Raw genomic sequence first — 23,897 nt, forward strand, 5'->3', positions numbered from 1 at the left:
TCCTAGTGAGCGTGACTTGCGCCGCTTTTTAAAATATCGGCTTTGATCACATAGCTATTGGTTGTGACGTACTCGCTACCTGGGCTTAAACCCGCGATCACTTCAACCCACTCGCTACTTTTTGCGCCTAAAGTAACAGGGCGTACTTCAAACACACTATTTTTACGCACAAACACACTCGCCATACCATTAAACTCTTGAATAGCCTCAGGCTTTACACGCACGTTAGCATTAACCTTATCGATACTGACATCACTATTAACATGCATACCTGGACGCCAATGACCATCAGGGTTATTAAGCTCAATACGAGCACGTGCAATGTGCCCGCCGGTCATCATAGGCGCTATAAAAAACACCTTACCTTGGGCATTTAAATGATGATGTAAATCGTACACCGTGGCACTTTGACCAATGGCTAGGTTTTCAATATTTTCAGGAAAGGCAGAGAGCTCAACCCATACTTTATCAAGGTTCACGACTTGCATAAGCGCGCGAGTACTTGCCAGTTCGCCACGCTTTAAATATTGCTCGGTTACAACACCGCTAATGGGGCTTTTAATACTGTAGTTTTGCAATGTTTCACGGTTGGTGACACTGGCCAGTACCTCACCTTTTTGAACCTTTTGACCAATGCTGACAAAAATATCGCTGATCAATCCGGTATATGGCGCCATCACTTCTACTGTGCCGTGCTGTGTCGGTGCAATAACACCAAACAGCGTGTCAGAAATATCAACCTCGCCGCTTTTTGCTATCTGCGTTTCAATACCCGCACCTTTAACTACTCGCTCACTAAGCATAGTGCGGCCTTCGTGTTGGGTGTACTCAAAACTAACGTGTTCACCTTTATAATTGGCAGTAATGAAAAGCGCAAACGAATGTGGCTCATTTATGGGTTGCGTGCTAACAAGGTACTCATTCTCACGCGTAAATTGTATTTTTTGCGGCGCTTCTACTAATCGTTTTAAGTTCATTTCGATGCTTAAATCGTTGATATCTACCGGCTGATTTTGCTCATAACCATATACGCGCAGCTCAACTTTACCTGCCAATTCTTGCAGCTTTAACTCAAGAGTGAGCTTTTCGTTGGTTAATAAAAAGCCGCCGTGTGGACCTTGTTTTTGGGTTTGCTCTGTTTGGTCATGCTCTGCTGAGGCAAATGCATGTGTGCTTATAAGGCTCGTTGTAAACGAAAGTGATACTAATAATGCGATAAACGTGTTGTTCATGGTTGAAAAGTCTCAATTAAAGATTGGCCAGTTAAACGCTCAAGAGTAAGGTGCGTTTGATATAGTACTGCATAGGTATTGATAAGTGCGCGTTTAGAGTCAAATAGAGCTTGTTGGGCATCGAGCAATTGCAACACCGAAATTTGTCCGCGTTGATAGCTTTTTAAACTTTGCTCAATGAGTGTTTGGGCTTGTGGAATAACCTGCCCTGATAACAACTGCGCCTGTAACGTTTTGCCTTGGTAATAGGCGTACAAGGTACGAACTTGTTGGCGTAACTGAACCCGTAATTGCTCTTGCTGCTTGCTTAGCAGTGCCAACTGACTGTTAGCCGCTTCAATATTACCGCTATTTGAGTTACTCAATTGCAGCGGCATAGAAAACGAAAACAGTAACGAACTGGTATCGCTTTATAGATTGAAGCGCAGGCCTGCACCTACATTAATATCGCTTTGCCCGTTAGCTTTTTGCAGCGTTAAGTTGGCCGCTTGCTGCAAATATTGTTGCTGCAACATAGCAAACTCAGGCGCTTGGTTAACTGCATTGAGTAACGCTTGCTCAGATTTAAGCGGTATTAAAGTAGCCATATTCCCTGCGAAATTCGTGTAGTCATGTTGCTCATTCCACAACTCATTGAGCGATAAACGCGCTCGCTCAAATTCGCTATTTAGCTTAGCTTTATCAAGCTCTACTTGGCTAAGCGCATAACGCATACGGGTTACATCGGCTTGCGATACAGCGCCAGCGTTAGCCCGTTGCTTTATTGCTTTAAGAGCTTGGCTCACCACGTGTTGTCGTTCGCTGTTAAGCGTAAGTAAGGTTTGAAATTTAAGCGCCTCGTAATATCGCTCACCAGTGGTTGCTAATAAAGCTAACCGAGTATTTTGATATTGTATTGCTTGGGCTTTAATGTTCGCCGTTGCGTAATTTATGCGGCTTTGGCGTTTATCTCCAAGCTCTATAAGCTGGCTAAATGCCAAGGTTATTTCAGCCCCTTGCACACCACGCGCATCGTTTGTTCCTAAGAGGTTTTCGGCTTCTACATTTATTACAGGGTTAGGCGAAAGCGCCGCTTGAGATTTAAGCGCGCTGAGTATTTTTTGATGATAAGGATAGCGTTTTAATAGCGGATTTTGTTGCTCGGTATTTATCAACGCTTGTTTTAGGGTTAACGTTTTAACATTTGCAAACGCACTAAAAGCAGGTAGCGCACACAGCATCACCACCAGCATAATTGGTTTTTTATTCATATAGCTTGTCCGTTTTTTAATAAACAGAGTTCACTTGCAAACCATTCACAACCTACGCTAAAAATAGCGACAGTGTAAAATAGTTAGCAATTTAAACATGCCTATAACAGCCCATAGAACGCTTACGCGCAGGCAGCTAAAAGCACAATAATTAATTGAAATTAAATTAAAAACTAGCTAAATGAATTCGGTGGGGGTACATCAGGTGGATAATTTAAACCATGGTAATACACAAGTACTGAGGGTTTACTTTGTTGAGGAATAATAGCGTGACTAAGTGTGCTGTAATAGCCACAGTGACAATGTTGGTGTGCATGAATCTCAGCCGGTGGCTGATTATCGCTTTGTCCTTGGTCATTATCAGCGGTTATAGTGTTTTGTGATAATGCGTTACTTACATGCTCAACGTCTTCTTGTAAATGGTATGCAGCGCCATCACAACTTATAAAGCTGTGCACAAGCACGAGTAACATGACCATTAACAAACGATTTGAGCGCATAATTTAGCTATCTTCTCAGCCTAAAATTGACTTAAATAAACCTAACCAATTGAAGCCACATAGTATATTAGCGGCAAACGACAATAAAGGGCTTTTTATCAATTAATGGCGCCAATTGCGTTTACTGAGGTTAACTATAAAACAAAAAACCACCGGCTTTAATAGCCAGTGGTTTTTTAAGATTAACGCTTAAGCAACCGCGTGTTCTAAAATTTCACGGCTTTCTTTTAGCGTAATCGCTTGGTTTTCACCAAGGGCAACCATGCCATGTGCTTCTAGTTTGCCAATAATATTATCAATGGCAGCCGCTTTATCATCACCATGTTCAGTTAGCTGTGTTGCAACCTCAAGGCTGTGGTAAAACGCTTCAATCGCTTGAATTGTTTGCTCCGCTAAATCGTCTGTTTGCTCAAGGCCAAATACGTTTTTACCCATTTGCTCTAGTTTCGCTTTTTTAACTGCAAATTGATTGCGCAATAACGAAGGCTGAACAATAGCAAGCGAACGCGCATGGTCAACACCATAGGCAGCAGTAAGCTCATGGCCAATCATGTGGGTTGCCCAATCTTGCGATACGCCAGAACCAATTAAGCCATTAAGTGCTTGGTTAGCTGCCCACATAAGGTTTGCACGCCATGCATCGTCTTGGTTTTCAAAGTTATCGCCCAGTGTTTTGAGCGTTTTTAACAGTGCCTCTGCGTATCCTTCTTGTACCAATGCGCCTTCAGGGAACGTAAGGTATTGCTCACAAGTATGCACCCACGCATCAACTAAGCCATTTACAAGCTGGCGCTGTGGTAATGTTTTCATTACATCAGGATCCATAATCGCAAATTTAGGCAGTACTTCTGGTGAAGCAAACGGCAATTTTTGCTTAGTCGCTTCTTTGCTTACCACTGAGTTTTGGTTAGATTCAGAACCTGTAGCTGGTAGCGTTAATACGGCACCAATTGGTAATGCGCTGGTAATTGTATGCTTACCAGTAGGAATGTCCCAACCTTCGCCGTCGTATACTGCAGAAGCCGCAATGTATTTAACGCCGTCTATTACAGAGCCGCCGCCGACACCTAATACAAAGTCGATATCTTGTTCTTTACAAATTTTAACCGCTTGGTCAAGTACTTCAATTGTTGGGTTAGCACCCACACCCGAGAATTCGACCCAATCAAAACCTTCAAGTGCAGCAGCAACTTGGTCATACACGCCGTTCTTTTTAATTGAGCCGCCGCCATAAACAACCAATACTTTTTGATCTTTTGCGATCAAGTCGCTAAGTGCGGCAATTTGCTGTTGGCCAAATTGGATGAGAGTGGGATTTACGTAGCTAAATTTCATTATTTTGCTCCTAGGTGACGGTTAATTTCATGATGCTTTACTTAGTCACATATCAAGTAAAGCTTTGATGGATGCATATTAGTAGCAAAGTTAATATATAAAAAGCCCAATAACTGCCTAAAGCTTGCCTAAAACTACCAGCGCTGTTATTTTACGCAAAATATTTTAATTACAGATACTTTTATGCCCATCATAGCCAAAATGTTGCAACAATACGCCGAGCACAATAATTTACTAAGCTTTGAGGGCACCATGGAAACAATTATTCCAGGGGTGTATTTTCATCGCGCTACCAAAAGTTCACCGCGCCAGCCGCTTATTTATAATTCAGGCATAATCGTGGTTGGCCAAGGCCATAAAATAATTCATTTCCCAGAACATCAAATAAAATACGGCGAAGGTGATTACTTGGTACTAGGTGTACCGGTCCCATTAGAGTGTGAAGCGTTTACCGATAATGACTTACCGGTTATGGGCATAGCTATAGATATAAATCCTGTCATGTTGCACAAACTGGTTAATCAGATGATGCAGCACCAGCCTTTATCTGTCTCCAGCGCGAACATTGGCGCAGTACAATCAGCAAAGCTAAACTGCGCAATGGAGCAGGTAACATGTAGGTTACTAACGGTTTTAAATAATCCACTTGAGGCTGAGATATTCGGCGAAGATATAGTAAAAGAGCTAGTGTATCGTGTCCTTTGCGGCCCCCAAGGGAATACTTTAATAGGCCTAGCTATGCATGATGGCCATTATGCGCGTATAGCTCGCACACTAGCAACGATGCATCAGGACTATGCAAACCCTATTACTGTTGAAAGTTTAGCAGAAGAGGTAAATATGAGCGTATCCTCTTTTCATCGTGCATTTAGACAGGTAACGTTTGAATCTCCCTTACAATACTTAAAAAAAGTACGTTTAGCTAAAGCAAAAGAGTTAATTACCACAGCGGGCAGCAAAGCAAATGAAGCTGCTTTTAAGGTAGGTTACACCAGTGCATCACAGTTTAGCCGTGAGTTTAAACGCCACTTTAATAAAACTCCGAGTGAAATACAGTTATAAAAATAAGATTTACCCATTCATGCGCTATATCAAACTTTATTATTAACTTTTACTAGCAAAGATAACACGCTTTGTTAATATAGGGTAACTGCCATTTTTATAACCCTACTATGCTCAATAACACCGTAACAATAAGGAAGCACTTACATACAACCACCTCCTTATGTATTAAACTTTGCGGTGCTTTATTTTTTATTTTTCTTATCTGCAATACAGCTATTGCAAAAGATAGCTGCAATTTAAAATCTATCACAAACAGTGTGTCCATTCCCTTATCGCAAGGTATTGCTGCAGACATAAAACTAGAAAAAGGCATTAACCAATTTGAGTTGATATGTACGCTAAACCAAAGCGGTGTTTTTACGTTTACTCGCCCTGCACTTGAACGTTTTTCGTGGCAACAAAATAACCAATTAAAAGCCCCTTTAAAAACAAATCAAATGGCTATTTTAATGGAACAAGGCAGCTTTAATGCAGAGCTAACTTTAACCACTACTGCCAGCTATAACCCCCGGTTTACTTGGCTAGACTCACAGCAATTTATTGAAAAGGTGCAATTGTACAATTTAATATTTGGGGTGTTTTATGGATTATGCGCAACGCTTATTTTTTATGCTTTAATAATAGGTTATGGCATTAAAGACGCTATTTTTAAACTGTATAGCATCTATCTTTTTTGTATCGTTAGCTTTATTTTTTTACAAGAAGGCCAGCCCTATTTATTTACCAATGGCTACTTTTCTGCATATATCAGCCACCTTTATACATTAAGCATTGGTTTAACTATAGTCAGTGCTACTTGGTTTATGAGCGCACTATTAGAGCTACCTGAGTATTGGCGCAAATTAAGTTATGCATTAAAAATTACCGCGTTATGTGTACTGACTTTGTGCTTACAAAAAATAGCTTTAGATTTACCCGCTATTACTAATATCACCACAATCGTTACTGGCTATTTGTCACTACTGATTGTGATGACCATTTTTATACTCTCAGCTGTGCAAGCTAAACAAGGCGTTAACGAAGCCAGCTTGGTATTTATTGCCTTAAGCTGTGTATTTATCAGCATGATATTTAGAGTGTTACTAACCGAATACAGTCCTTTTATACAGCGTTATGGGTTTGTGATTGCTTTTACGATTGAATCTCTGCTTCTTGCTATTGCAGTTGGTAGGCGAATTCAACGACTCAGTTATGCTAAAAAACAGGCTGAACAGCACGCTAATTACGATCATCTTTGTCATATTTATAACCGCCGAGGCTGGAGTTTAAAAGCCAATGAGTTATTAAAAAAACACGCTCAACGTGGTGGCGTATTGTGTTTTTTATATATCGATTTAGACCGATTTAAAGCAATAAATGATACCTACGGCCATGATGTTGGCGATAAAGTACTTTGCACGGTGGCAGAGTCAATTAGTCAGCATATGCGCAGTGAAGACGCAGTTGGCCGCTTAGGCGGAGATGAGTTTGTGGCTATGGCATTATTTACCAGCAAAGATAAAATTAACCAGCGAGTTGCGACCCTTGAACAAAAATTAAATGCGCTTAGCTTAGAACACCAAGGCAACACCATCGCTATTTACGCAAGCGTAGGACAAATAAACTATAGCGAAGCGCCTAAAAATTTAGATGAGGTTTTAAAAGCCGGTGATGAAGCAATGTATCAAAAAAAGTCATTACGAAAAGCGCAGGCTAAGCAAACCTACACTAGGGTCTGTTGATCTTTCAAGGTTAAATTTGCAGCAGTCTGTTTGGTATTTAGGCAAGGCAGAGCCTATGTGGTGTGGTTATTCCCCATAAATAGGCGATAACGCAGCATCAATGCCAGACAGGCGCTGCCCGAAGGGTTCTGCCTAGGGGCGATTTACTCTTTGTTGCCTACATGGATGTAGGTAAGGGGCGTGAGCAGGACGCGGAAGCTTTGCTTGGTTTTTACTTAGCCCACTAGGTTACAAACCTCGCGCCGCGATTAAACCGCCCCTAGCTTGAACAAATTTTAATCCGCAAAGGTCAACAGACCCTAGAGAAAACGCCTAAAGTAATCGTTTAGGCGCATAATCATTACTCGTCTTTTTTGAATAAGACTTCTGGGTTTACCATAGTTTTCATTTCTAAAACGTTACCATTTGGATCTTCAATAAAAAACGTTTCTTGCTCAAATTCATCACCTACAAAACGGCGGTAAGGCTTATCTAAATATTCAAGGCCAGCAGCCGCAATCCGAGTTTTTAACGCCTGAAATTCATCTTCAGATAAGTGAATACCAAAATGCGGTACAGCTACTGCGCCCATATCAACATCATGACGCACTGTTGGTAAGCGCTCTGTGCTTTGATGAAGCGTTAACTCGTTACCCCAAAAATCAATGTCTACCCATCGCCCAGCTTCACTATTACCCGTTTTACAACCAAGCACGTCACAATAAAACGCTTTCGCTTTTTCAAGATCACCAGCTGGAATAGCCAAATGCAAACAGTTAGACATAAATTACCTTAGGTTATAACTTTTAATATATGAAATATGCTGCATTATACATAATTTGTAATTTATAGAACATTAACGGCATTATTTTTAGTCATTCATTGCGTACATTTAATTTAAAGCCACGGTTATTTGCTCTTTTGGGAGACATATATCGCTTTTAGTCTTAAATTGTCGATTTTAACTATTAAAGCTAAAACTGAACCTTTATGATGTGCGCCTTATGACTAAATTCATACTTTTAAAATTCATCACCTTTTTTATAGGCTGCTTGTCGTGCTTTATAATGCATACCACATTGGCATTACCTATTGTTGTGTCTGCTGCTTTAACAGGCCTTATCGGTTCATTTATTCCGTTTCCTGCACGTTATCAAAACCACCCTTATGCCTCCATTTATGCAGGTAGTTTTGCCGGTATGTGTTCCACCAGCTTAATTAGCAACTATTGGGAAATCGCTATTATTTCTGCCATTGGCGCTGTTTTATATACACTAACACTTAATGTATTTGCAGGATTTGGCGGACGATTAGGCAGTATTGCATTTGCCAGTGTAGCCCTGTTTGTTTTAGCTAAAGGATTGCTGATATGACTATTACATACCCAGTATTAGCCTTGGCTGGTGCTTTTTTTACCTTTTATTTAGCAAAGCATAACCGCTTTGATGCTATAAGAGCCTCAGCTGCACTCTCAATTATTGCCTATTTGATTTTTGCACAGCTGAGCCTCAACGCAGAACTCTATAGTATCGTCTTTTTTGGCGGCACCTTTATTGGCATGAGCGCCCCTCACCGCTTTGGTGTTTATACGCTTGCCAGTTCAGCAATTATATTTTCATTGTTTTTTGCCTATTTGGTTCCCATTCTTGATGGCTTTGGTGGCGCTTTGGGAATTAGTGCATTTTTATCGGTGTGTATTTGCCACCTTTTTATTTTACTGGGTGCGCCTCGCAGTAAAAAAACTAAAATTTAAGACTTGCTTGAATAAAAGTTCAATTAAATCTTACACCTATTAAATCGTACAAAAATAACGCTCCTTTTTTTGATCAATACAGAGCTTGGCTACGTAGAGTTCACAAAGCTGTAACACTGTAACATTCAATTAAAGGAAAAATTATGAATAAAGTATTTAAGCTCGGTGCTATCATACTTCCCTTGTTACTCATTCAAGGTTGTAGTAGCGACGATGATAACAACGCCCCTGTCACTGTAGATCCACAACCAGCCGTTTCTGTTTTAGATGCCGCACAGGACTCTGGAGAATTCACTACCCTTGTTGCAGCTTTAGAAGCAACAGGTCTAGATGAAACACTAGACGATTTAACTAACAGCTATACCGTTTTTGCTCCTACTGATGATGCATTTGCGTTATTAGGTGAAGAAACTATCAATAATTTATTAGCTGATCCTGATACTTTAAGCTCAATTTTAACTTACCATGTGATCTCTGGCAGAGTAGATGCGCAAGCAGCAATTGGTTTGGCTGGGTCAACCGTTGAAACGGTAAACGGACAAAGTATTGCACTGTCTTTAAATGGTGAAAGCTTATTAGTTAATACCAGCACGGTAACAATGACCGACATTAAAACCGACAACGGTATTATTCATGTTATTGACGCAGTACTTACACCCAAAACAGTGTCAGAAACACCGCCAACCAACAATATTGTTGAAACAGCTCAACAAGCAGGCGACTTTAGTACTTTGCTTGCCGCACTTGACGCTGCAGGCTTAACATCGGCACTGGCGGATACGTCGAAAGAGTTCACCGTTTTCGCTCCAACCGACGCTGCATTTGAAGCAATTGGTAGTGGTTTTTTAAATACACTGCTGGCAAACCCTACCGTTTTAGCGGATGTTTTAAAGCAGCATGTGCTTGTTGGGTCAGTTGATTCAGTCACTGCAATGTCTTTAAACGGCCAATCAGCTGAAACGCTATTAGGCAATACACTTCCAATTGCGATAAACGCAGATACAAATATGTTGTCGTTTGGCGGTGCAAACATCATTGTTAAAGATATTATGACTTCTAACGGTGTTATCCATGTAATCGATTCGGTTATTATTTCTGATGTAACCTTACCGCAAAGCGCAGGAACAATTGCTGATATAGCCAGTGCTAATGGTAACTTTACTACGCTTCTTGCTGCACTAACGGCAACAGGCTTAGATACGTTAGTTGCTGATCCAGATAACACTTTTAGTGTATTTGCTCCTACGGATGATGCATTTGCAGCGCTCGGTCAGGATACAATTAATGCGCTGTTAGCTGATACAGATACACTTCGTGATATCTTGCTTTACCATGTATTCCCTGACGCCACTGTTTTATCTGATGACGCTGTAGCCATTGCTAATAGCAATAGTAACAAAGTAGAAATGGCCAATGGCGACATGGCTGCTATTTCTTATGTGAATAGCTCGCTATTTATCAATGATTCGGCAATCACAGAGGCAAATGTAACCGCAAGCAACGGCGCTATTCATGTATTAAATAAAGTGATTATGCCACCGGCTGAAGTCGGCACACCGACTAAAACTATTGCAACAGTTGCCACAGAAACGCCTGCATTATCTACATTAGTAACTGCACTGCAAGCAGCAGGGTTAGTTGATACGTTTAACGATACCAATCAATCATTTACTGTATTTGCACCAACAAATGCGGCATTTAGTAAAATCCCTTCCGCTGATTTAGATGCCTTATTGGCTGACACCGCTGCACTAACAGGTGTTTTGACTCAACATGTATTAGGCGCTCAAGTTGGAAGTACCGATGCATTTGCAGCCAATGGTAAAATGGTCACTACACTTGCTGATAATATGCTAAGCGTAAACGTGGTAGATTTTACCAGCACCGAAAATACAGCAACAGACAGCGTAGCTTATGATGCAACAAATAATCGTTTAGTAACGGGTATGGCCGATGCAATGCCTGGTAAAACCGTGTATGTATTTGATAACGACTTAGGTGAGGCAATGAGCGTATGTGAAGCAGCTTGTGCAACAACGTGGCCACCCGTGTTAGGCACTGCGGAGTCTATCGAAAATATTCCGGGTTTATCATTGATTGCTCGCTCAGATGGCAGCATGCAAGTCGCTTACCTTGGCCGTCCTTTATATACCTTCTCAGGTGATACGGCAGCTGGTCAGAATAATGGTCAAGCTGTGAACGATATTTGGTGGCAAGTAAGCTTACCGGCTACATCACTACAAGTAGCTGGCAGCAATGTAACAACCACTGATATTTACACTAGTAATGGCGTTGTACACTTAATTGATACAGTGATCACAACGGCCAAATAACTAAATTTTACTGTGAGATAAGCCAGGAGTGATGCTATTTGATCCTGGCTTTTTTTATATAAAAATAGGCTTACTTATTACTACTTTGAGAGCTTGTTGGGTAGCCAAACAACACGTTTAACTTGGCTTTTAACCCTTTAGCTTGGTAAGTACTTTTAAATAAATACAGCCACTGATGAAAGGTGATTTTGATTGGGTTATTACTGTTTAATTGACCAATAATGCCGTATTTACAGGGCTTGTTTTCATCCTCTTCTACATAAGTGCCAAATAATTTATCCCAAATAATTAAAACGCCAGCGAAGTTTTTATCTAAGTAGCCATTATTTATAGCGTGGTGCACCCGATGATGCGATGGGGTATTAAATAATGCTTCAAACCAACCGAGCTTTTTTACCACTTGCGTGTGTACAAAAAATTGATAAGCCAAATTAAGTGCCACCACCGCAAAAACAATCACAGGCTCAAAGCCTATTAATATCATCGGCAACCAAAATAGCCACATTCCCGCCAGCGGATACATTAAACTTTGCCTAAATGCCGTGGTAAAGTTCATTTTAGTAGAACTATGATGCACTACATGAGCGGCCCATAACCAATGAATATGATGTGATGCACGATGAAACCAATAGTATAAAAAGTCTTGCAGTAAAAAAGCGCCTAATACAGTAAATAGCGTCAATTCAATATCAAATAGCCGAAACTGATACAACCAATAAAAAAACGGCATTAATAATAATAACGCAATGGCATCAGCGCCTTGATGTAATAAAGCAAGTAACGCGTTGGCTAAGCTGTCTTTTATATCGTAGTAACGTCTAAATTTTATAAACTCAACCCCTACAAACAGCAAAAAAATAGGGCTCAGTGCCAATAAAATAATTTCAATGCTCATGATGTTTCTCCTGAAAATAGCTGGCTATTTTTTTAAGTGCTTGGCTAACATCTTTTTTTATAAAAAAAGCCAGTATAAAATTGGGTAACCACAAAGGCGCAATGCAACGAATATGGTAGCTGATCTCGGTGAGTGATGGCTGAGCATTATTGGCTTTTAAGTAAATATCACCACGGTGCTGTGCAACGGGTTTATCCCCTAAAATACGGTAACTAATGTGGCTATTATCGGCCGTTATTATTTGCTCTTTAAATGTTGTACCTTGCATTTTTATTTGTCTAATAGTGCCTTTTCCACCACTTATTTCACCCGAGTCTTGCGGTGTTAACACTTCAAACTGCGCATTAAAAAAGCGCCCCAAATCAGCATGCGCTAATAATAAGATGCATAATTGTTCAGGTGTTGCTGCCACACTATGTTTAACGTTTATCTCAATCATTGTGTGCCCCATATTATTTTTATAGATCTCTAGCATATAAAAATATTGCATGGCAAACTTGCGATTAGATGACTATTTTTTAGCTTTAGGCGACAAATGAAAACCTTAGCCGATCATTACTTTTCTAGCTGTTTGGATTATCTTCAAAGCACAGGATTAGATAGCCAAGAGATACTAACTGCCATTGAATTTGATGAATATACAAATAAGCAAACACAACAATTAGCGCCTCGTATTAGCTTAAAAAGCTATAATGCGCTGCTTAGTTATGCACAGCAAACGCTAAATGACTCCTTATTCGGGTTTGAATTAGGAAAACAAATACGTACCGCTGATTTTGGTGTACTTGGGTATTTAATTGAATCGAGTACTAATCTAGCCAGTGCCATTACTGCACTACTGAGTTACGACAGCCTAGTGGCTAACATAGGGCGTGCTGAGTTTGAACAGCAACAAACACTTTGCAAGGTAACTTGGTTAGCAGACCCACAGTGCAGTCCACAGGCCGTATTACGAAATATGACCGCGTGGGTAAGTGTTATACGCCAACTGCTTAATCCTCAGCTTTCGCCTAGTTGCGTTTATTTTACAGCACATTTTTCAGACAGTGAGTTACAACAATTAGCGCAATGGTTTAATTGCCCAGTAAAAGCTGGCGCTAACTTTAATCAAGTAGAGTTTCCAAGTAGTTACTTAACCCTTCCTTTTAAAACCGATAACTCCCAGATTAACGCTGTGCTAAAGCAAATGTCAGAGCAACAGCTATCCCAGTTTAAAAGTCAGCAATTATTAACAGAAAAAATTAATCATATTTTAATGGCTAAATACGATTTGCAGGACTGCTCACTGATCAGAACGGCTAGTGCTTTAAATATGACCCCGCGCACAGTGCAACGTCATCTAAAGCAAGAAAACACCAATTTTGCCGCGCTTCTTGAGCAAGAGCAAAAACGCCGTTTGTTAACATATATTCCTCATTATTCGCTAAGCAGTATTGCAACTATGTTGGGGTTTAATGATCAAAGCTCTTTTAATCGCGCCTTTAAGCGCTGGTATCAATGCTCACCTCGTCAATTTATAAAAAACAATAATTAAACAATTTGATTACCTAAAACACACATTTAACGTGTACCTTTTTATTGATTTTATTTACACTAGCCTCATGTATTGCTTTAAAGACAATTATTTATGCGTTTGCGTATGATGTTAACTGTTTTTGTATTGGTTTTTTATAGTGCGGTCTGTCACGCAAACCCGGTTACCTTCTTCTCTTCACTTTGCAGCAAGTAAGCAGCTTAACCCGCAAACAGCGAAAATTATTACTGATAGATTAAACGCGATAAAAGAAAGCGGTGAATACCAACAAATTTTAAATAAATGGCAGCTCCCTATTCCAACGCGCCTTTAGTCTTGAGTAGGTAAAACGCCTTGCGTTAAGTAATTTTTCAATGAAGTAAATAAAGGTGAAGGTAAGTTATTAATATCGCACCAACGCCACTGTAAACATTTGTTAGGCTCTTTATTCACAGGCTCGCCACCTTCATACTTTGCCCGTACATATAAAGTAATATAGTGCTTGTTCTCGGCGCTAAAAATATCGTTGGTAAAATCGAGTTTACGAATATTAGTAACAGTAAGCCCTGTCTCTTCTGCTACTTCGCGCACTGCACATTGCTCAACCGTTTCACCAAATTCTAAATGCCCCCCAGGGGTTGCCCAGGTATTTGCACCATGTGCGCCTATTCGCTCACCGAGTAAAATTTTATTATCATGCATTACTATCACTGCAACGCCTACTCTGACAACTTGATTCATTATTACCACATTAAATAGTTCATCATTTTTATATGTTACCTCATTTAAGTCATCAAACTAGTTGTTAGTTCGTTATAAACCATAGCGTTAGCTAAAAACCAAACAACTCGTTCATTATTTAACCGACCATAGTCGAATATCACTCCTGATAAAAAGCGCTTAGTTTTAAATAAAGTTATATTAAATTTTGCTCAGGAGCCTTTATGTCAGGTGAATACAAACAACATTACAACGAGTTTAAACAAAACCCGGCAGCGTTTTGGTTATCGCAAAGTAAACGTCTCCCTTGGTACCAGGCTCCCGAAACAGCTTACACACAAGATGAAAACGGTTTATATCACTGGTATGCCGATGGCCAACTTAATAGCTGCTTTTTAGCGGTAGATCAGCATGTTATTGCCGGCCATGGTGATGAAACAGCGTTAATTTATGACTCACCCGTAACCAATACCGCGCGCAGCTACAGTTACTTTGAACTGCAACAAGAAGTCGCTAAATTCGCAGGAGTAATGCAGTCTTTAGGCGTAACAAAAGGCGACCGCGTGGTTATTTATATGCCCATGATCCCCGAGGCTGTAATTGGCATGTTAGCCTGCGCCCGCATCGGCGCTATTCATTCGGTCGTTTTTGGCGGGTTTGCAGCGCATGAGCTTGCCGTAAGAATTGATGACGCCAAGCCTAAGTTAGTACTCAGTGCTTCTTGCGGTGTGGAAGTGAATACCGTAATTGAATACAAAGAGTTACTTGATAACGCGCTCGAATCAGCCTCGTATAAAGTAGAAAATTGTATAATTTATCAGCGTGAGCAAGTAACTGCACCACTTATGCCTGAGCGTGATATTGACTGGGCTGTTGCAATGCAAACAGCTACTGGCGTTGATCCCATTCCGGTAAGTGGCGATCACCCGCTTTATATTTTATACACGTCAGGCACAACGGGTACTCCCAAGGGGGTTGTTCGTGAAAATGGCGGCCATGCCGTGGCCATGCATTACAGCATGGAAACCGTATACGGAATGAAACCCGGTGACGTGTTTTGGACCGCTTCGGATATTGGTTGGGTTGTAGGCCATTCGTACATAGTGTATGCACCGCTTATGTACCGCTGCGCCACTATTTTATTTGAAGGTAAACCAGTTAGAACCCCAGATGCCAGTGCATTTTGGCGAGTGGTTGAACAGTATAAAGTAACGGCTTTATTTAGCGCACCAACGGCCTTTAGAGCGATAAAAAAAGAAGATCCCAATGCCGATGGGTTTAAACAATACGATACTTCAAGTCTGAAACGCTTGTTTTTAGCAGGCGAGCGCTTAGATCCTCCCACCTACGATTGGCTCAAAGAAAAAACAGGCCTACCTGTGCTTGATCATTGGTGGCAAACAGAAACTGGTTGGGCGATAGCCTGTAATCCTGTCGGCATTGAGCACCTACCTACAAAAGCAGGCAGTTCAACGGTTGCGACTCCTGGGTTTGACGTACGTATTTTAGATATGAATGGTGACGAATGCGCCCCCAATGAACAAGGTGCAGTCGTTATTAAACTGCCCTTACCGCCAGGATGTTTACCCACTATTTGGCAAAATACCGAGCGCTTTAAAGCCGGTTATTTAAGTGAATATGATGGCTATTATCTTTCTGGCGACGGCGGTTATATTGATGATGAAGGCTACCTATTTATTATGGGCCGCACCGATGATGTTATTAATGTAGCGGGACATCGTTTATCAACCGGTGAAATGGAAGAAATTGTAGCCGCTCATCCCGCGGTTGCTGAATGTGCCGTATTTGGTGTTAATGATGCGCTCAAGGGTCAAAACCCCATGGCCATGGTGGTATTAAAAAATGATTTTCATGGATCGCATAAAGAAGTAGAGCAGCAATTGGTGCAAACCGTGCGTAATCAAATCGGCGCTATTGCGTGTCTTAAAAATATTATGTGTGTAGAGCGCTTACCAAAAACACGCTCAGGTAAAATTTTACGCAAAAACTTACGTCAACTTATTGATGGTGAAGAACTGCAAATTCCATCAACCATTGACGATCCGAGTATTTTTGAGGAGTTAACTCTGCAACTTGCTGAAAATAAAATATAAATATTATTTTTAAAAAGTCTATTTAAGCGCGGCTTAAATAGACTTTTCTCGCCCCATCTGCTTAAATAGATTTCATTAAATAGATGAAACTCACGCAAATAAATCTCTTGGGAATATAAATGACTGAAATACGATCGCAGCTGCGAGAATTTTTACTGCAATGGTTTAGTCTTTATTTTCCTGGGAGTGCGCATTTATGGTACAACATATTAGTACTGTGCTGGGTTGGCTTATTTGCGCTCATATTGCACCTAATCTTAAGGTCAGTTTCAAAACGACTACTTAAAGGCCGCTTTAGTGATAAAGTTGTTCAAACCGATACCCACACGCCTGCCGACTTAGCGCTTAAATTAACACGTAATATTTCCTTTGTTTTACAAGGTGCTGTGGTTGTTATACAAGCTAGGCTCTGGGTTCCAGAAGGAACGGCTTTTTTACATATCATTGAGATGTTTACTGATCAGTGGATCATTTTATTTGCACTGCTCTCGCTGTTTTCTATGCTCAATATTTTTCAAGCAATATCTGACAGGCAACCCATTGCAGCTCACTTCCCATTACGTGGTTTTTTACAAACAATTAAACTGATCGCCAGCGTATTAACCGGTATTTTAGCGATTTCATTATTAATGAATAAATCCCCGTTAATATTACTCAGTGGTTTAGGTGCGCTATCGGCTGTACTGCTACTGGTGTTTAAAGACGCTATTTTAGGGCTGGTGGCCGGTATTCAGCTTTCAGCAAACAATATGCTTGCGGTTGGTGATTGGTTAGAAATGCCCAAATACGGCGCAGATGGCGATGTGATTGATATAGCCTTGACCACAGTTAAAGTAAGAAATTGGGATAAAACCATTACCACTATTCCAACCTATGCGCTAATTTCTGACTCATTTAAAAACTGGCGCGGTATGTCAGAATCCGGTGGCAGGCGCATAAAACGGAGTATCCATATAGAAATGAGCAGTGTGCGCTTTTTAGATGAACAAGAAATCACCGCACTGAAAAAAGCAGATTTATTAAGTCACTACCTCGAAATTACCCTACCGGCTATTAACGAGCAAAATACCACGAAAAAAATAGATATGAGCTGTACGTTAAATGGTCGTCGGCTCACTAACGTTGGCACATTTCGTCATTATTTAGTCGCGCTATTAAAACAGCATCCACATATTCATCAGGCAATGACACTGATGGTAAGGCAGCTAGAGCCAACTAAAAATGGCTTACCCATTGAGATTTATGCATTTACCAATACAACTAATTGGGGTGAGTATGAAAATATTCAGTCAGATATATTTGACCATATATTAGCGATATTACCCGCCTTTTCGTTACGTGCCCATGAGGCACCAACAGGGAACGATATTCGTCAACTAATTAAATAATCACTAAATCCGTTTTAATTGTGCTATTAACCACTGGTGAATATCGCTGTTATTTGAACGTGGATGCCACGCTGCAATCACCTTAAATGGCGGTGGTAATAATTCAACTTCAAGCTGTTTCACTTTGGCGTTTGGCAGTAAACGCGATGGGTAAAAAGCAATTAAGTCAGTACTGCAAAGCAAATCGGGGACAAATGAAAAGCCAGGCACTGACATAACTATATTGCGCGCATAGCCCTTATCAGCAAACCATTGGTCGTGAGAGCCTCTTAAGTTAGCACGTGACGCTGAAACCACTAATTGAGGGTGTGCCGCCACTTCAGCAAGGCTCAACGTCGATGAAGAAAACACCGTGTCTTTCCCCGCAATACAAATATGTTGTTCTTCAAATAATGTGTCATAGATTAAGTTTGTAGGGATAAATTCAGGAAAACTAATTAATAAATCCAGCTCTCCTGCACTTATTAATTGATTAACATTATCAGAGGCAAAGTCACGAATAATCAGCTTTAATCCTGGCGCTTCGCGTCTTGTTATTTCTAATAATTGTGGCAAAAGAGCTGCTATAGCGTAATCAGTCGCACTTATTGTAAATACGCCCTTGTAACTACTTGGGGTAAATTGTTTAGGTATTAATAACGCTTCTACCTGAGTTAATATTTGATTAATGGGCTTCTCTAGTGCAATTGCTTTAGGTGTTGCAACCATTGTATTGCCTTGGCGAATAAAAAGCCGATCGTCAAATAAGTCACGCAATTTTCGCAGCTGCTCACTAATAGCCTGCTGGGTTAAGCCCATTTTGCGGGCCACATCCGACACATTTTTTAGTTTAAGTAATGCACTCAATATTCGTAATTGTTTTATATCAAGCCGAGATATACCATTCATAATTGTATCTTAAACAAAAAAACATTGTTTCAAATTGTACCTTTTAATCCCTATGCTCACCAGCATTGTAATTGGCGCTAAACAGCATTATTAATTTAAAAGGTATTAAAATGAGTCAACCAAGTAAGAATATCGACAGTCTATTTTCATCAATCAATTTAGGCCCATACACACTTAAAAACCGTATTGTAATGCCGCCACTTACACGCTCACGCAGCACAGTTCCTGGCAATATCCCCAACGAGGTGATGGCCACATATTATGCACAGCGTGCTAGTGCCGGTTTTATGGTTACCGAAGGCACTCAAATTGAACCAAGAGGACAAGGGTATGCTTGGACACCAGGCATTCATTCTAATCAACAAATAGCTGGTTGGAAAAAAGTAACTGATGCAGTACATGCAGAAGGTGGAATTATTTTTGCCCAGCTTTGGCACGTTGGCCGCGTTTCACATACCAGCTTACAGCCTAATGAAGCCAAACCTATTGCCCCCTCAGCTCTAACAGCTGATAGCGTTAAAGTCTTTATTGAAACAGGACCGGCTCAAGGCGCTTTAGCCAACCCAAGTGAACCACAAGCTTTAACAACCGATGAAGTAAAAGAGCTTGTTGGCATGTATGCACAAGCTGCCCGTAATGCGCTAGAAGCGGGGTTTGATGGCGTAGAACTGCATTGTGCTAATGGGTATTTAGTAAATCAGTTTATTTCTGAGCACACCAATAAACGAGATGATGAATACGGCGGATCTCTTACTAATCGCCTGCGCTTTTTAAAAGAAATTGTCGCGGCAGTAAGTGACGTAGTAGGCCCTGAGCGCTTAGGGGTTAGATTTGCGCCCTTATTTAGCAGTACTGATGAAACCCGTGTTTATTTAGGGTTAGTAGAATCAGACCCACATCATACCTACATTGAAGCGATTAAAGTACTTGAACAAGCCGGTATTGCTTACCTTTCAATTGCAGAAGCTGATTGGGACAATGCTCCTGATTTACCAGAGCTATTTTATCAAGCAGCTAGAGCTGAATTTTCTGGGCGTATTATTTACGCTGGTAAGTACACTGTTGAAAAAGCGGTGGCGATGTTAGCTAAAGGCTACGGTGATTTATTTGCTTTTGGTCGCCCTTTTATTGCAAACCCTGATTTACCAGCGCGCATAAAAAATCAATGGCCATTAAATGATGCCGATGCAGCCACTATGTATGGCGGGACTGAGCAAGGTTACAGTGACTACCCTTACTACAAAAACGATTAATTAATAGGCCATGGATGGCCTTATTCAATGTTTAAACGCTTTTTACATCGTCTCCCACCTTGTTGAATTTAATCTGCTCACTATTTTTACATTTACTAAAATGTCATACATTTGGTTAAAAAATGTCGATAAAAAGCATTAAAATTAGTTTTAAAGTATTGTTTTTAAATAATTAACAAGCATTAAAGTAGTAATATTTTTTATATATCAATACAATAAGCTTTTATTTTTTTAGGCATCGGTCTTTGGAGCATGGGTTGTTAAAATTAGCAGGAGTTAAATCAACTTCTTTGAGTCTTTTAGCTGTGTGTGGATTATTTTTGTTATTAACTCAATTTCAAACCCAATGGCAAAGTAAACTCTCTCTTATTAATAATCTTGTTTATCCATTACTAATTATTACCGCTATATTTGCCACTCAGTTTAATCGAAGTCGAGTCGCTATTTTGTGCGCATTTTGGTTACTTTATTTATGTTCACTTGAGTATGCTTTGCCGTGGTCAAGTTGGCTTAAAGCGCAATCTGATTGGGTTTTACTATGCGCTGCAAGTTTATTAATGTTGTTAGCCGTGATAAAAGATCGCGCACTTTTATCAATACACACTGCGACCCGAACCTTATTAATTATTCTATGTGGCGGCGCAGCGTTTGCGTGGCTGGCACTGAGTCTGCATTTACAAGGGCTATCATTACAACCTTCTGTTTATACTCAACTGCTTCCTTATTTACCCATAGCTTTACCACTGTCGCTCATTGGCAGCTTACTCATTTGGCAAAGCGTAAGAACACATAACCTGACGCAAACGGCGTTACTCATTACTTTTATTGTGTGGTGCCTTAATCAGCAACACATTATTGATTTTCCTTGGTCTGTCATTGCTGTACTTATGGCTTCTCTGTATTTATTAGCGGTGAGTACCGACTCTTATTATTTAGCTTACAGAGACGATTTAACGAGCTTACCAACGCGCCGCGCACTTAATCAGCTTGCTCTATCATTAGGGCGAAAATACACTGTTGCTATGCTCGATATTGACCACTTTAAAAAATTCAACGACACCTATGGCCATGATATTGGCGACCAAGTACTTAAGCTAGTGGCAGCAAAAATGAGTGGCGTTAAAGGGGGTGGCAAGATTTACCGCTATGGCGGAGAGGAATTTACCGTTGTATTTCCAAGAAAAACAGCTGAGCAGTCAATTCCTGAACTCGAAACACTGCGTCAAAATATTGCAACTTACGACATGGTGATCAGAAACCCAAAACGCACAGATAAAAAATCTCGCAAAGGTAAACAGCCAAGCGACAATAAAACGGTGAACGTGACTGTTTCTATTGGCGTAGCACAAAGAACAGCAAAACAAAGCTTTGACGAGGCTTTAAAAAATGCTGATTTAGCGCTTTATAGAGCTAAAAAGAAAGGCAGAAACAACGTAAGCGAATAATGATTTTGTAACGTGGCACGCTAACGTTTAGTTATAGCATGCCCAAAGGCATGCTAACTTTACCTGCAACCTATTGCTTTTCAATCACCGCTTTTAAATTATTTAACGCGGAGACCGAAAAGCCACGGTCGTAAAAGTAAATAATTTTGCCACTCTCATCAAGCAGTATTACGCGGCTGTTATTCGGGTTTTCGTTACCAGTAAATGCTTGAACCTTATCGCCATCTTTGTAAATTGTGATCACCCCACCCCACAACTCTTTTGGGATCCCTTTGCGCATACCGCTATCGATTAAGGTACTAAACATGCGAGGAACCATACCCTGAATAGTGGGCAACTCATAAGCGGTCACATTCACTGCGCTCATATCTAAACCAATAAGCCAACGATCAATATCAAACTGGCTATCTTGTTTATAACCAATTAACAGCAACGTATTGGGGTTGTTAAAGTCCTCAGGAATGGTGAATGACTTTTGCTCTAAGCTTTCTCCCGTCACAGTAGGAAATTGCTTACCAAGTAGTGCTTGGTTTGGGTATTGGGTTGAACACCCATTAACCACTAAAACCATCACCAGTGCCATTATTGCCTTTAACATACCTCTACTCCCTCTTTTAAATAAAAACTAAAGTGAACAAATTAATTTATTACTACGTATTAGGGTTACGATTTTATTTGTAGTTAAGATCTTACTTTCATCTAGTAAACGCCATAAATTAAAGAAAATACAATCATATGGGCTAATTTTTTCAACAATGTGCTCATTCGTTATACTTTAATATTATTACTATATTCATTTTAATTCTATACCATAGCGAAAGCGTATTTTGTTAACGTCTTACAAAGCGTTAAAGTGCCGCGCTAATTCACAGCTATAAAAGAGGGTACTATGTCGCTTGCTGTATTATTAATGTTGGCATTATTTGTCGGTTTGCTGTTCGCGATTTATCTTGTTTCGCAAAAAAGCAGCTCTTTATCTCGTACCGTTTTATTTGGCTTAGTGCTTGGCAGCACCTTTGGCTTAGCCCTACAGTTTTTATTTGCCCACTCTCCAGAGACGATTAAAGAAATACTCAGCTGGGTAAGCGTGGTGGGTAAAGGCTATGTCGGTTTATTAAAAATGATCATCATGCCATTGGTATTAATTTTTATGATTGCCGCAGTGGTAAAGCTCGAAAACCAAGGCTCTTTAGGTAAAATATCATTTATTAGTATTTCTGTTTTACTCTTTACCACAGCAATTGCCGCTTTGGTGGGTATTGCTGTCACCTATGGGTTTGACTTGAGCATTGAAGGATTAGTTTCGGGTACTCGAGAAGCCGCTAGAATGGACACCCTACAAAGCAAAGCTGCGAATGTAGCCGACTTAAGCGTGCCGCAAATGCTACTGAGCTTTATTCCTGAAAACCCCTTTGCGGATTTAAGTAATCAACGTTCAACCTCTATTATTGCCACGGTTATATTTGGTGTCCTTGTTGGTATAGCTGCACGTAAAGTAATGCTGGAAAAAACAGAACTTGCCAGCCCAATTCGTAACGGTGTAAACGCCCTACAAGCTATGGTAATGAGCTTAGTTCGCATGGTGATTGCACTCACTCCTTATGGTGTTGCGGGCCTAATGGCAAGCGTCGTGGCAAACTCTAGCAGTAACGATATTTTAAATTTACTTGCCTTTATTGTTGCCTCGTATGTGGCTATTTTATTAATGTTTGTTGTGCATGGCTTATTGCTTAGCTTTGTGGGTGTAAACCCAAAGCATTATTTTGAAAAAATCTGGCCAGTACTGACCTTTGCATTTAGCTCACGTAGCTCAGCGGCCTCCATTCCTATGAATGTCGATGTGCAAATTAACCAGTTAAAAGTACCACCAGCAATTGCAAACTTATCGGCTTCTTTTGGTGCCACTATTGGTCAAAACGGCTGTGCTGGTATTTATCCTGCGATGCTCGCAATGATGGTTGCGCCAAGTGTGGGGATAGACCCACTTACATTTGAGTTTATTTTACCGTTAATTGGTATTGTAGTTATTAGCTCGTTTGGTATTGCAGGTGTTGGTGGTGGTGCTACCTTCGCAGCGTTGGTTGTATTGCCTACCATGGGATTACCTATAGAGGTTGTGGCTTTACTTATTTCTATTGAACCCTTAATAGATATGGCACGCACTGCGCTCAACGTATCAGGCTCTATGACCTCAGGTGTGATCACCAGCAAATTAATGAAAAATCAATAACACAGATTTTAATCTAATAGCCCAGCCTTGTATCTCTCTGTAATAGATGATTAGCTATCATTTATTACATCGGAAGTTAGTGAGCTTGTAGCCCCGCCCAGTACTTGATACTGAGCCGTAGATTAAGCCCTAGCTTCCAATTCTCAACAAACTGAATGGTATCCAAGCACTCTTAGATTAAGTTGATGCTGTATGTACAAGGGGAGTAAGTAGAGATGATGTTTATTGGTTTTGATATCAGTAAAGATAAAGTTGATTTATGTTGGCTGAGAGATCCAATCAC

The 23,897-nt window shown here is 40.4% G+C and carries 21 protein-coding genes and 1 pseudogene; 12 read left to right on the forward strand and 10 right to left on the reverse strand.

Annotated elements, in window-relative coordinates:
• Positions 1–2: 2 nt before the first annotated feature.
• The 4 genes and pseudogenes from ND6B_RS14375 to ND6B_RS14365 all read right to left on the reverse strand — a co-directional run bounded on the left by ND6B_RS14375 (position 3) and on the right by ND6B_RS14365 (position 4,317).
• Positions 3–1,232, reverse strand: a complete 1,230-nt coding sequence (locus tag ND6B_RS14375) for an efflux RND transporter periplasmic adaptor subunit (RefSeq protein ID WP_024601307.1) — start codon at positions 1,230–1,232, stop codon at positions 3–5.
• Positions 1,229–2,482: pseudogene (locus ND6B_RS19555) on the reverse strand (TolC family protein). Before ND6B_RS19555 ends, ND6B_RS14375 begins: the two are co-directional and overlap by 4 nt.
• A 173-nt stretch (positions 2,483–2,655) precedes the next feature.
• Complete coding sequence (locus tag ND6B_RS14370) at positions 2,656–2,982, reverse strand: hypothetical protein (protein WP_033102873.1); 327 nt, start codon at positions 2,980–2,982, stop codon at positions 2,656–2,658.
• Between the two features lie 189 nt (positions 2,983–3,171).
• A complete protein-coding gene (locus ND6B_RS14365; protein ID WP_013465765.1) occupies positions 3,172–4,317 on the reverse strand; it encodes an iron-containing alcohol dehydrogenase in 1,146 nt (381 codons plus the stop codon).
• Between the two features lie 183 nt (positions 4,318–4,500).
• Here ND6B_RS14365 and ND6B_RS14360 point away from each other — a divergent pair, with 183 nt between their 5' ends.
• Entirely contained in the window at positions 4,501–5,379 is an 879-nt protein-coding gene (locus ND6B_RS14360; RefSeq protein ID WP_033102874.1) for an AraC family transcriptional regulator, read from the forward strand.
• Positions 5,380–5,639: 260 nt separating this feature from the next.
• Positions 5,640–7,103: a sensor domain-containing diguanylate cyclase gene (locus ND6B_RS14355; protein ID WP_235420439.1), complete on the forward strand. Its 1,464-nt coding sequence runs from the start codon at positions 5,640–5,642 to the stop codon at positions 7,101–7,103.
• A gap of 340 nt (positions 7,104–7,443) precedes the next feature.
• Here ND6B_RS14355 and ND6B_RS14350 read toward each other — a convergent pair whose 3' ends face one another.
• Positions 7,444–7,866: a VOC family protein gene (locus ND6B_RS14350; RefSeq protein ID WP_013465768.1), complete on the reverse strand. Its 423-nt coding sequence runs from the start codon at positions 7,864–7,866 to the stop codon at positions 7,444–7,446.
• A gap of 220 nt (positions 7,867–8,086) precedes the next feature.
• Here ND6B_RS14350 and ND6B_RS14345 point away from each other — a divergent pair, with 220 nt between their 5' ends.
• The 3 genes from ND6B_RS14345 (at position 8,087) to ND6B_RS14335 (ending at position 11,168) form a co-directional block, all read left to right on the forward strand.
• Complete coding sequence (locus ND6B_RS14345; protein ID WP_029610020.1) at positions 8,087–8,455, forward strand: hypothetical protein; 369 nt, start codon at positions 8,087–8,089, stop codon at positions 8,453–8,455.
• Positions 8,452–8,835 carry a hypothetical protein gene (locus tag ND6B_RS14340; protein ID WP_008111424.1) on the forward strand — a complete coding sequence of 128 codons (384 nt, stop codon included), beginning with the start codon at positions 8,452–8,454 and terminating at the stop codon, positions 8,833–8,835. Before ND6B_RS14345 ends, ND6B_RS14340 begins: the two co-directional genes overlap by 4 nt.
• Positions 8,836–8,978: 143 nt before the next feature.
• Complete coding sequence (locus ND6B_RS14335) at positions 8,979–11,168, forward strand: fasciclin domain-containing protein (protein ID WP_033102876.1); 2,190 nt, start codon at positions 8,979–8,981, stop codon at positions 11,166–11,168.
• Between the two features lie 70 nt (positions 11,169–11,238).
• On the opposite strand, the gene ND6B_RS14330 is transcribed toward ND6B_RS14335, so the two are convergent.
• Positions 11,239–12,063: a sterol desaturase family protein gene (locus ND6B_RS14330; protein WP_033102877.1), complete on the reverse strand. Its 825-nt coding sequence runs from the start codon at positions 12,061–12,063 to the stop codon at positions 11,239–11,241.
• Positions 12,053–12,502 (reverse strand): SRPBCC family protein, encoded by a 450-nt coding sequence (locus ND6B_RS14325; RefSeq protein ID WP_033102878.1) that lies wholly within the window; start codon positions 12,500–12,502, stop codon positions 12,053–12,055. Before ND6B_RS14325 ends, ND6B_RS14330 begins: the two co-directional genes overlap by 11 nt.
• A 96-nt stretch (positions 12,503–12,598) precedes the next feature.
• On the opposite strand from ND6B_RS14325, the gene ND6B_RS14320 reads away from it, so the two are divergent.
• Positions 12,599–13,597 (forward strand): AraC family transcriptional regulator, encoded by a 999-nt coding sequence (locus tag ND6B_RS14320; RefSeq protein WP_013465771.1) that lies wholly within the window; start codon positions 12,599–12,601, stop codon positions 13,595–13,597.
• A 139-nt stretch (positions 13,598–13,736) separates the two neighbouring features.
• Positions 13,737–13,910 carry a hypothetical protein gene (locus tag ND6B_RS19860; protein WP_008111419.1) on the forward strand — a complete coding sequence of 58 codons (174 nt, stop codon included), beginning with the start codon at positions 13,737–13,739 and terminating at the stop codon, positions 13,908–13,910.
• Here ND6B_RS19860 and ND6B_RS14315 read toward each other — a convergent pair.
• The gene (locus ND6B_RS14315) at positions 13,907–14,317 is read right to left on the reverse strand and encodes a nucleotide triphosphate diphosphatase NUDT15 (protein ID WP_008111418.1); all 411 of its coding nucleotides are present in this window, start codon (positions 14,315–14,317) and stop codon (positions 13,907–13,909) included. The genes ND6B_RS19860 and ND6B_RS14315 overlap by 4 nt on opposite strands.
• A gap of 203 nt (positions 14,318–14,520) precedes the next feature.
• On the opposite strand from ND6B_RS14315, the gene ND6B_RS14310 reads away from it, so the two are divergent.
• Together ND6B_RS14310 and ND6B_RS14305 are read left to right on the forward strand one after the other, a co-directional pair.
• The gene (locus ND6B_RS14310; RefSeq protein WP_033102879.1) at positions 14,521–16,410 is read left to right on the forward strand and encodes a propionyl-CoA synthetase; all 1,890 of its coding nucleotides are present in this window, start codon (positions 14,521–14,523) and stop codon (positions 16,408–16,410) included.
• A gap of 119 nt (positions 16,411–16,529) precedes the next feature.
• The gene (locus tag ND6B_RS14305) at positions 16,530–17,798 is read left to right on the forward strand and encodes a mechanosensitive ion channel family protein (RefSeq protein ID WP_033102880.1); all 1,269 of its coding nucleotides are present in this window, start codon (positions 16,530–16,532) and stop codon (positions 17,796–17,798) included.
• 3 nt (positions 17,799–17,801) lie between these two features.
• Here ND6B_RS14305 and ND6B_RS14300 read toward each other — a convergent pair whose 3' ends face one another.
• On the reverse strand, positions 17,802–18,686 hold the full coding sequence (locus ND6B_RS14300; protein WP_033102881.1) for a LysR family transcriptional regulator: 885 nt from the start codon (positions 18,684–18,686) through the stop codon (positions 17,802–17,804).
• A 110-nt stretch (positions 18,687–18,796) separates the two neighbouring features.
• On the opposite strand from ND6B_RS14300, the gene ND6B_RS14295 reads away from it, so the two are divergent.
• Both ND6B_RS14295 and ND6B_RS14290 read left to right on the forward strand, forming a co-directional pair.
• Positions 18,797–19,939, forward strand: a complete 1,143-nt coding sequence (locus ND6B_RS14295; RefSeq protein WP_200882074.1) for an alkene reductase — start codon at positions 18,797–18,799, stop codon at positions 19,937–19,939.
• A 257-nt stretch (positions 19,940–20,196) separates the two neighbouring features.
• Complete coding sequence (locus ND6B_RS14290) at positions 20,197–21,384, forward strand: GGDEF domain-containing protein (protein WP_235420440.1); 1,188 nt, start codon at positions 20,197–20,199, stop codon at positions 21,382–21,384.
• 70 nt (positions 21,385–21,454) lie between these two features.
• Here ND6B_RS14290 and ND6B_RS14285 read toward each other — a convergent pair whose 3' ends face one another.
• Positions 21,455–21,982: a hypothetical protein gene (locus ND6B_RS14285; RefSeq protein ID WP_033102884.1), complete on the reverse strand. Its 528-nt coding sequence runs from the start codon at positions 21,980–21,982 to the stop codon at positions 21,455–21,457.
• Positions 21,983–22,273: 291 nt separating this feature from the next.
• On the opposite strand from ND6B_RS14285, the gene ND6B_RS14280 reads away from it, so the two are divergent.
• On the forward strand, positions 22,274–23,614 hold the full coding sequence (locus tag ND6B_RS14280; RefSeq protein ID WP_033102885.1) for an L-cystine transporter: 1,341 nt from the start codon (positions 22,274–22,276) through the stop codon (positions 23,612–23,614).
• Positions 23,615–23,897 lie beyond the last annotated feature (283 nt).

The organism is Pseudoalteromonas sp. ND6B, assembly GCF_000764215.1.
In the GTDB taxonomy this organism is placed as follows: Bacteria; Pseudomonadota; Gammaproteobacteria; order Enterobacterales; family Alteromonadaceae; genus Pseudoalteromonas; species Pseudoalteromonas tetraodonis.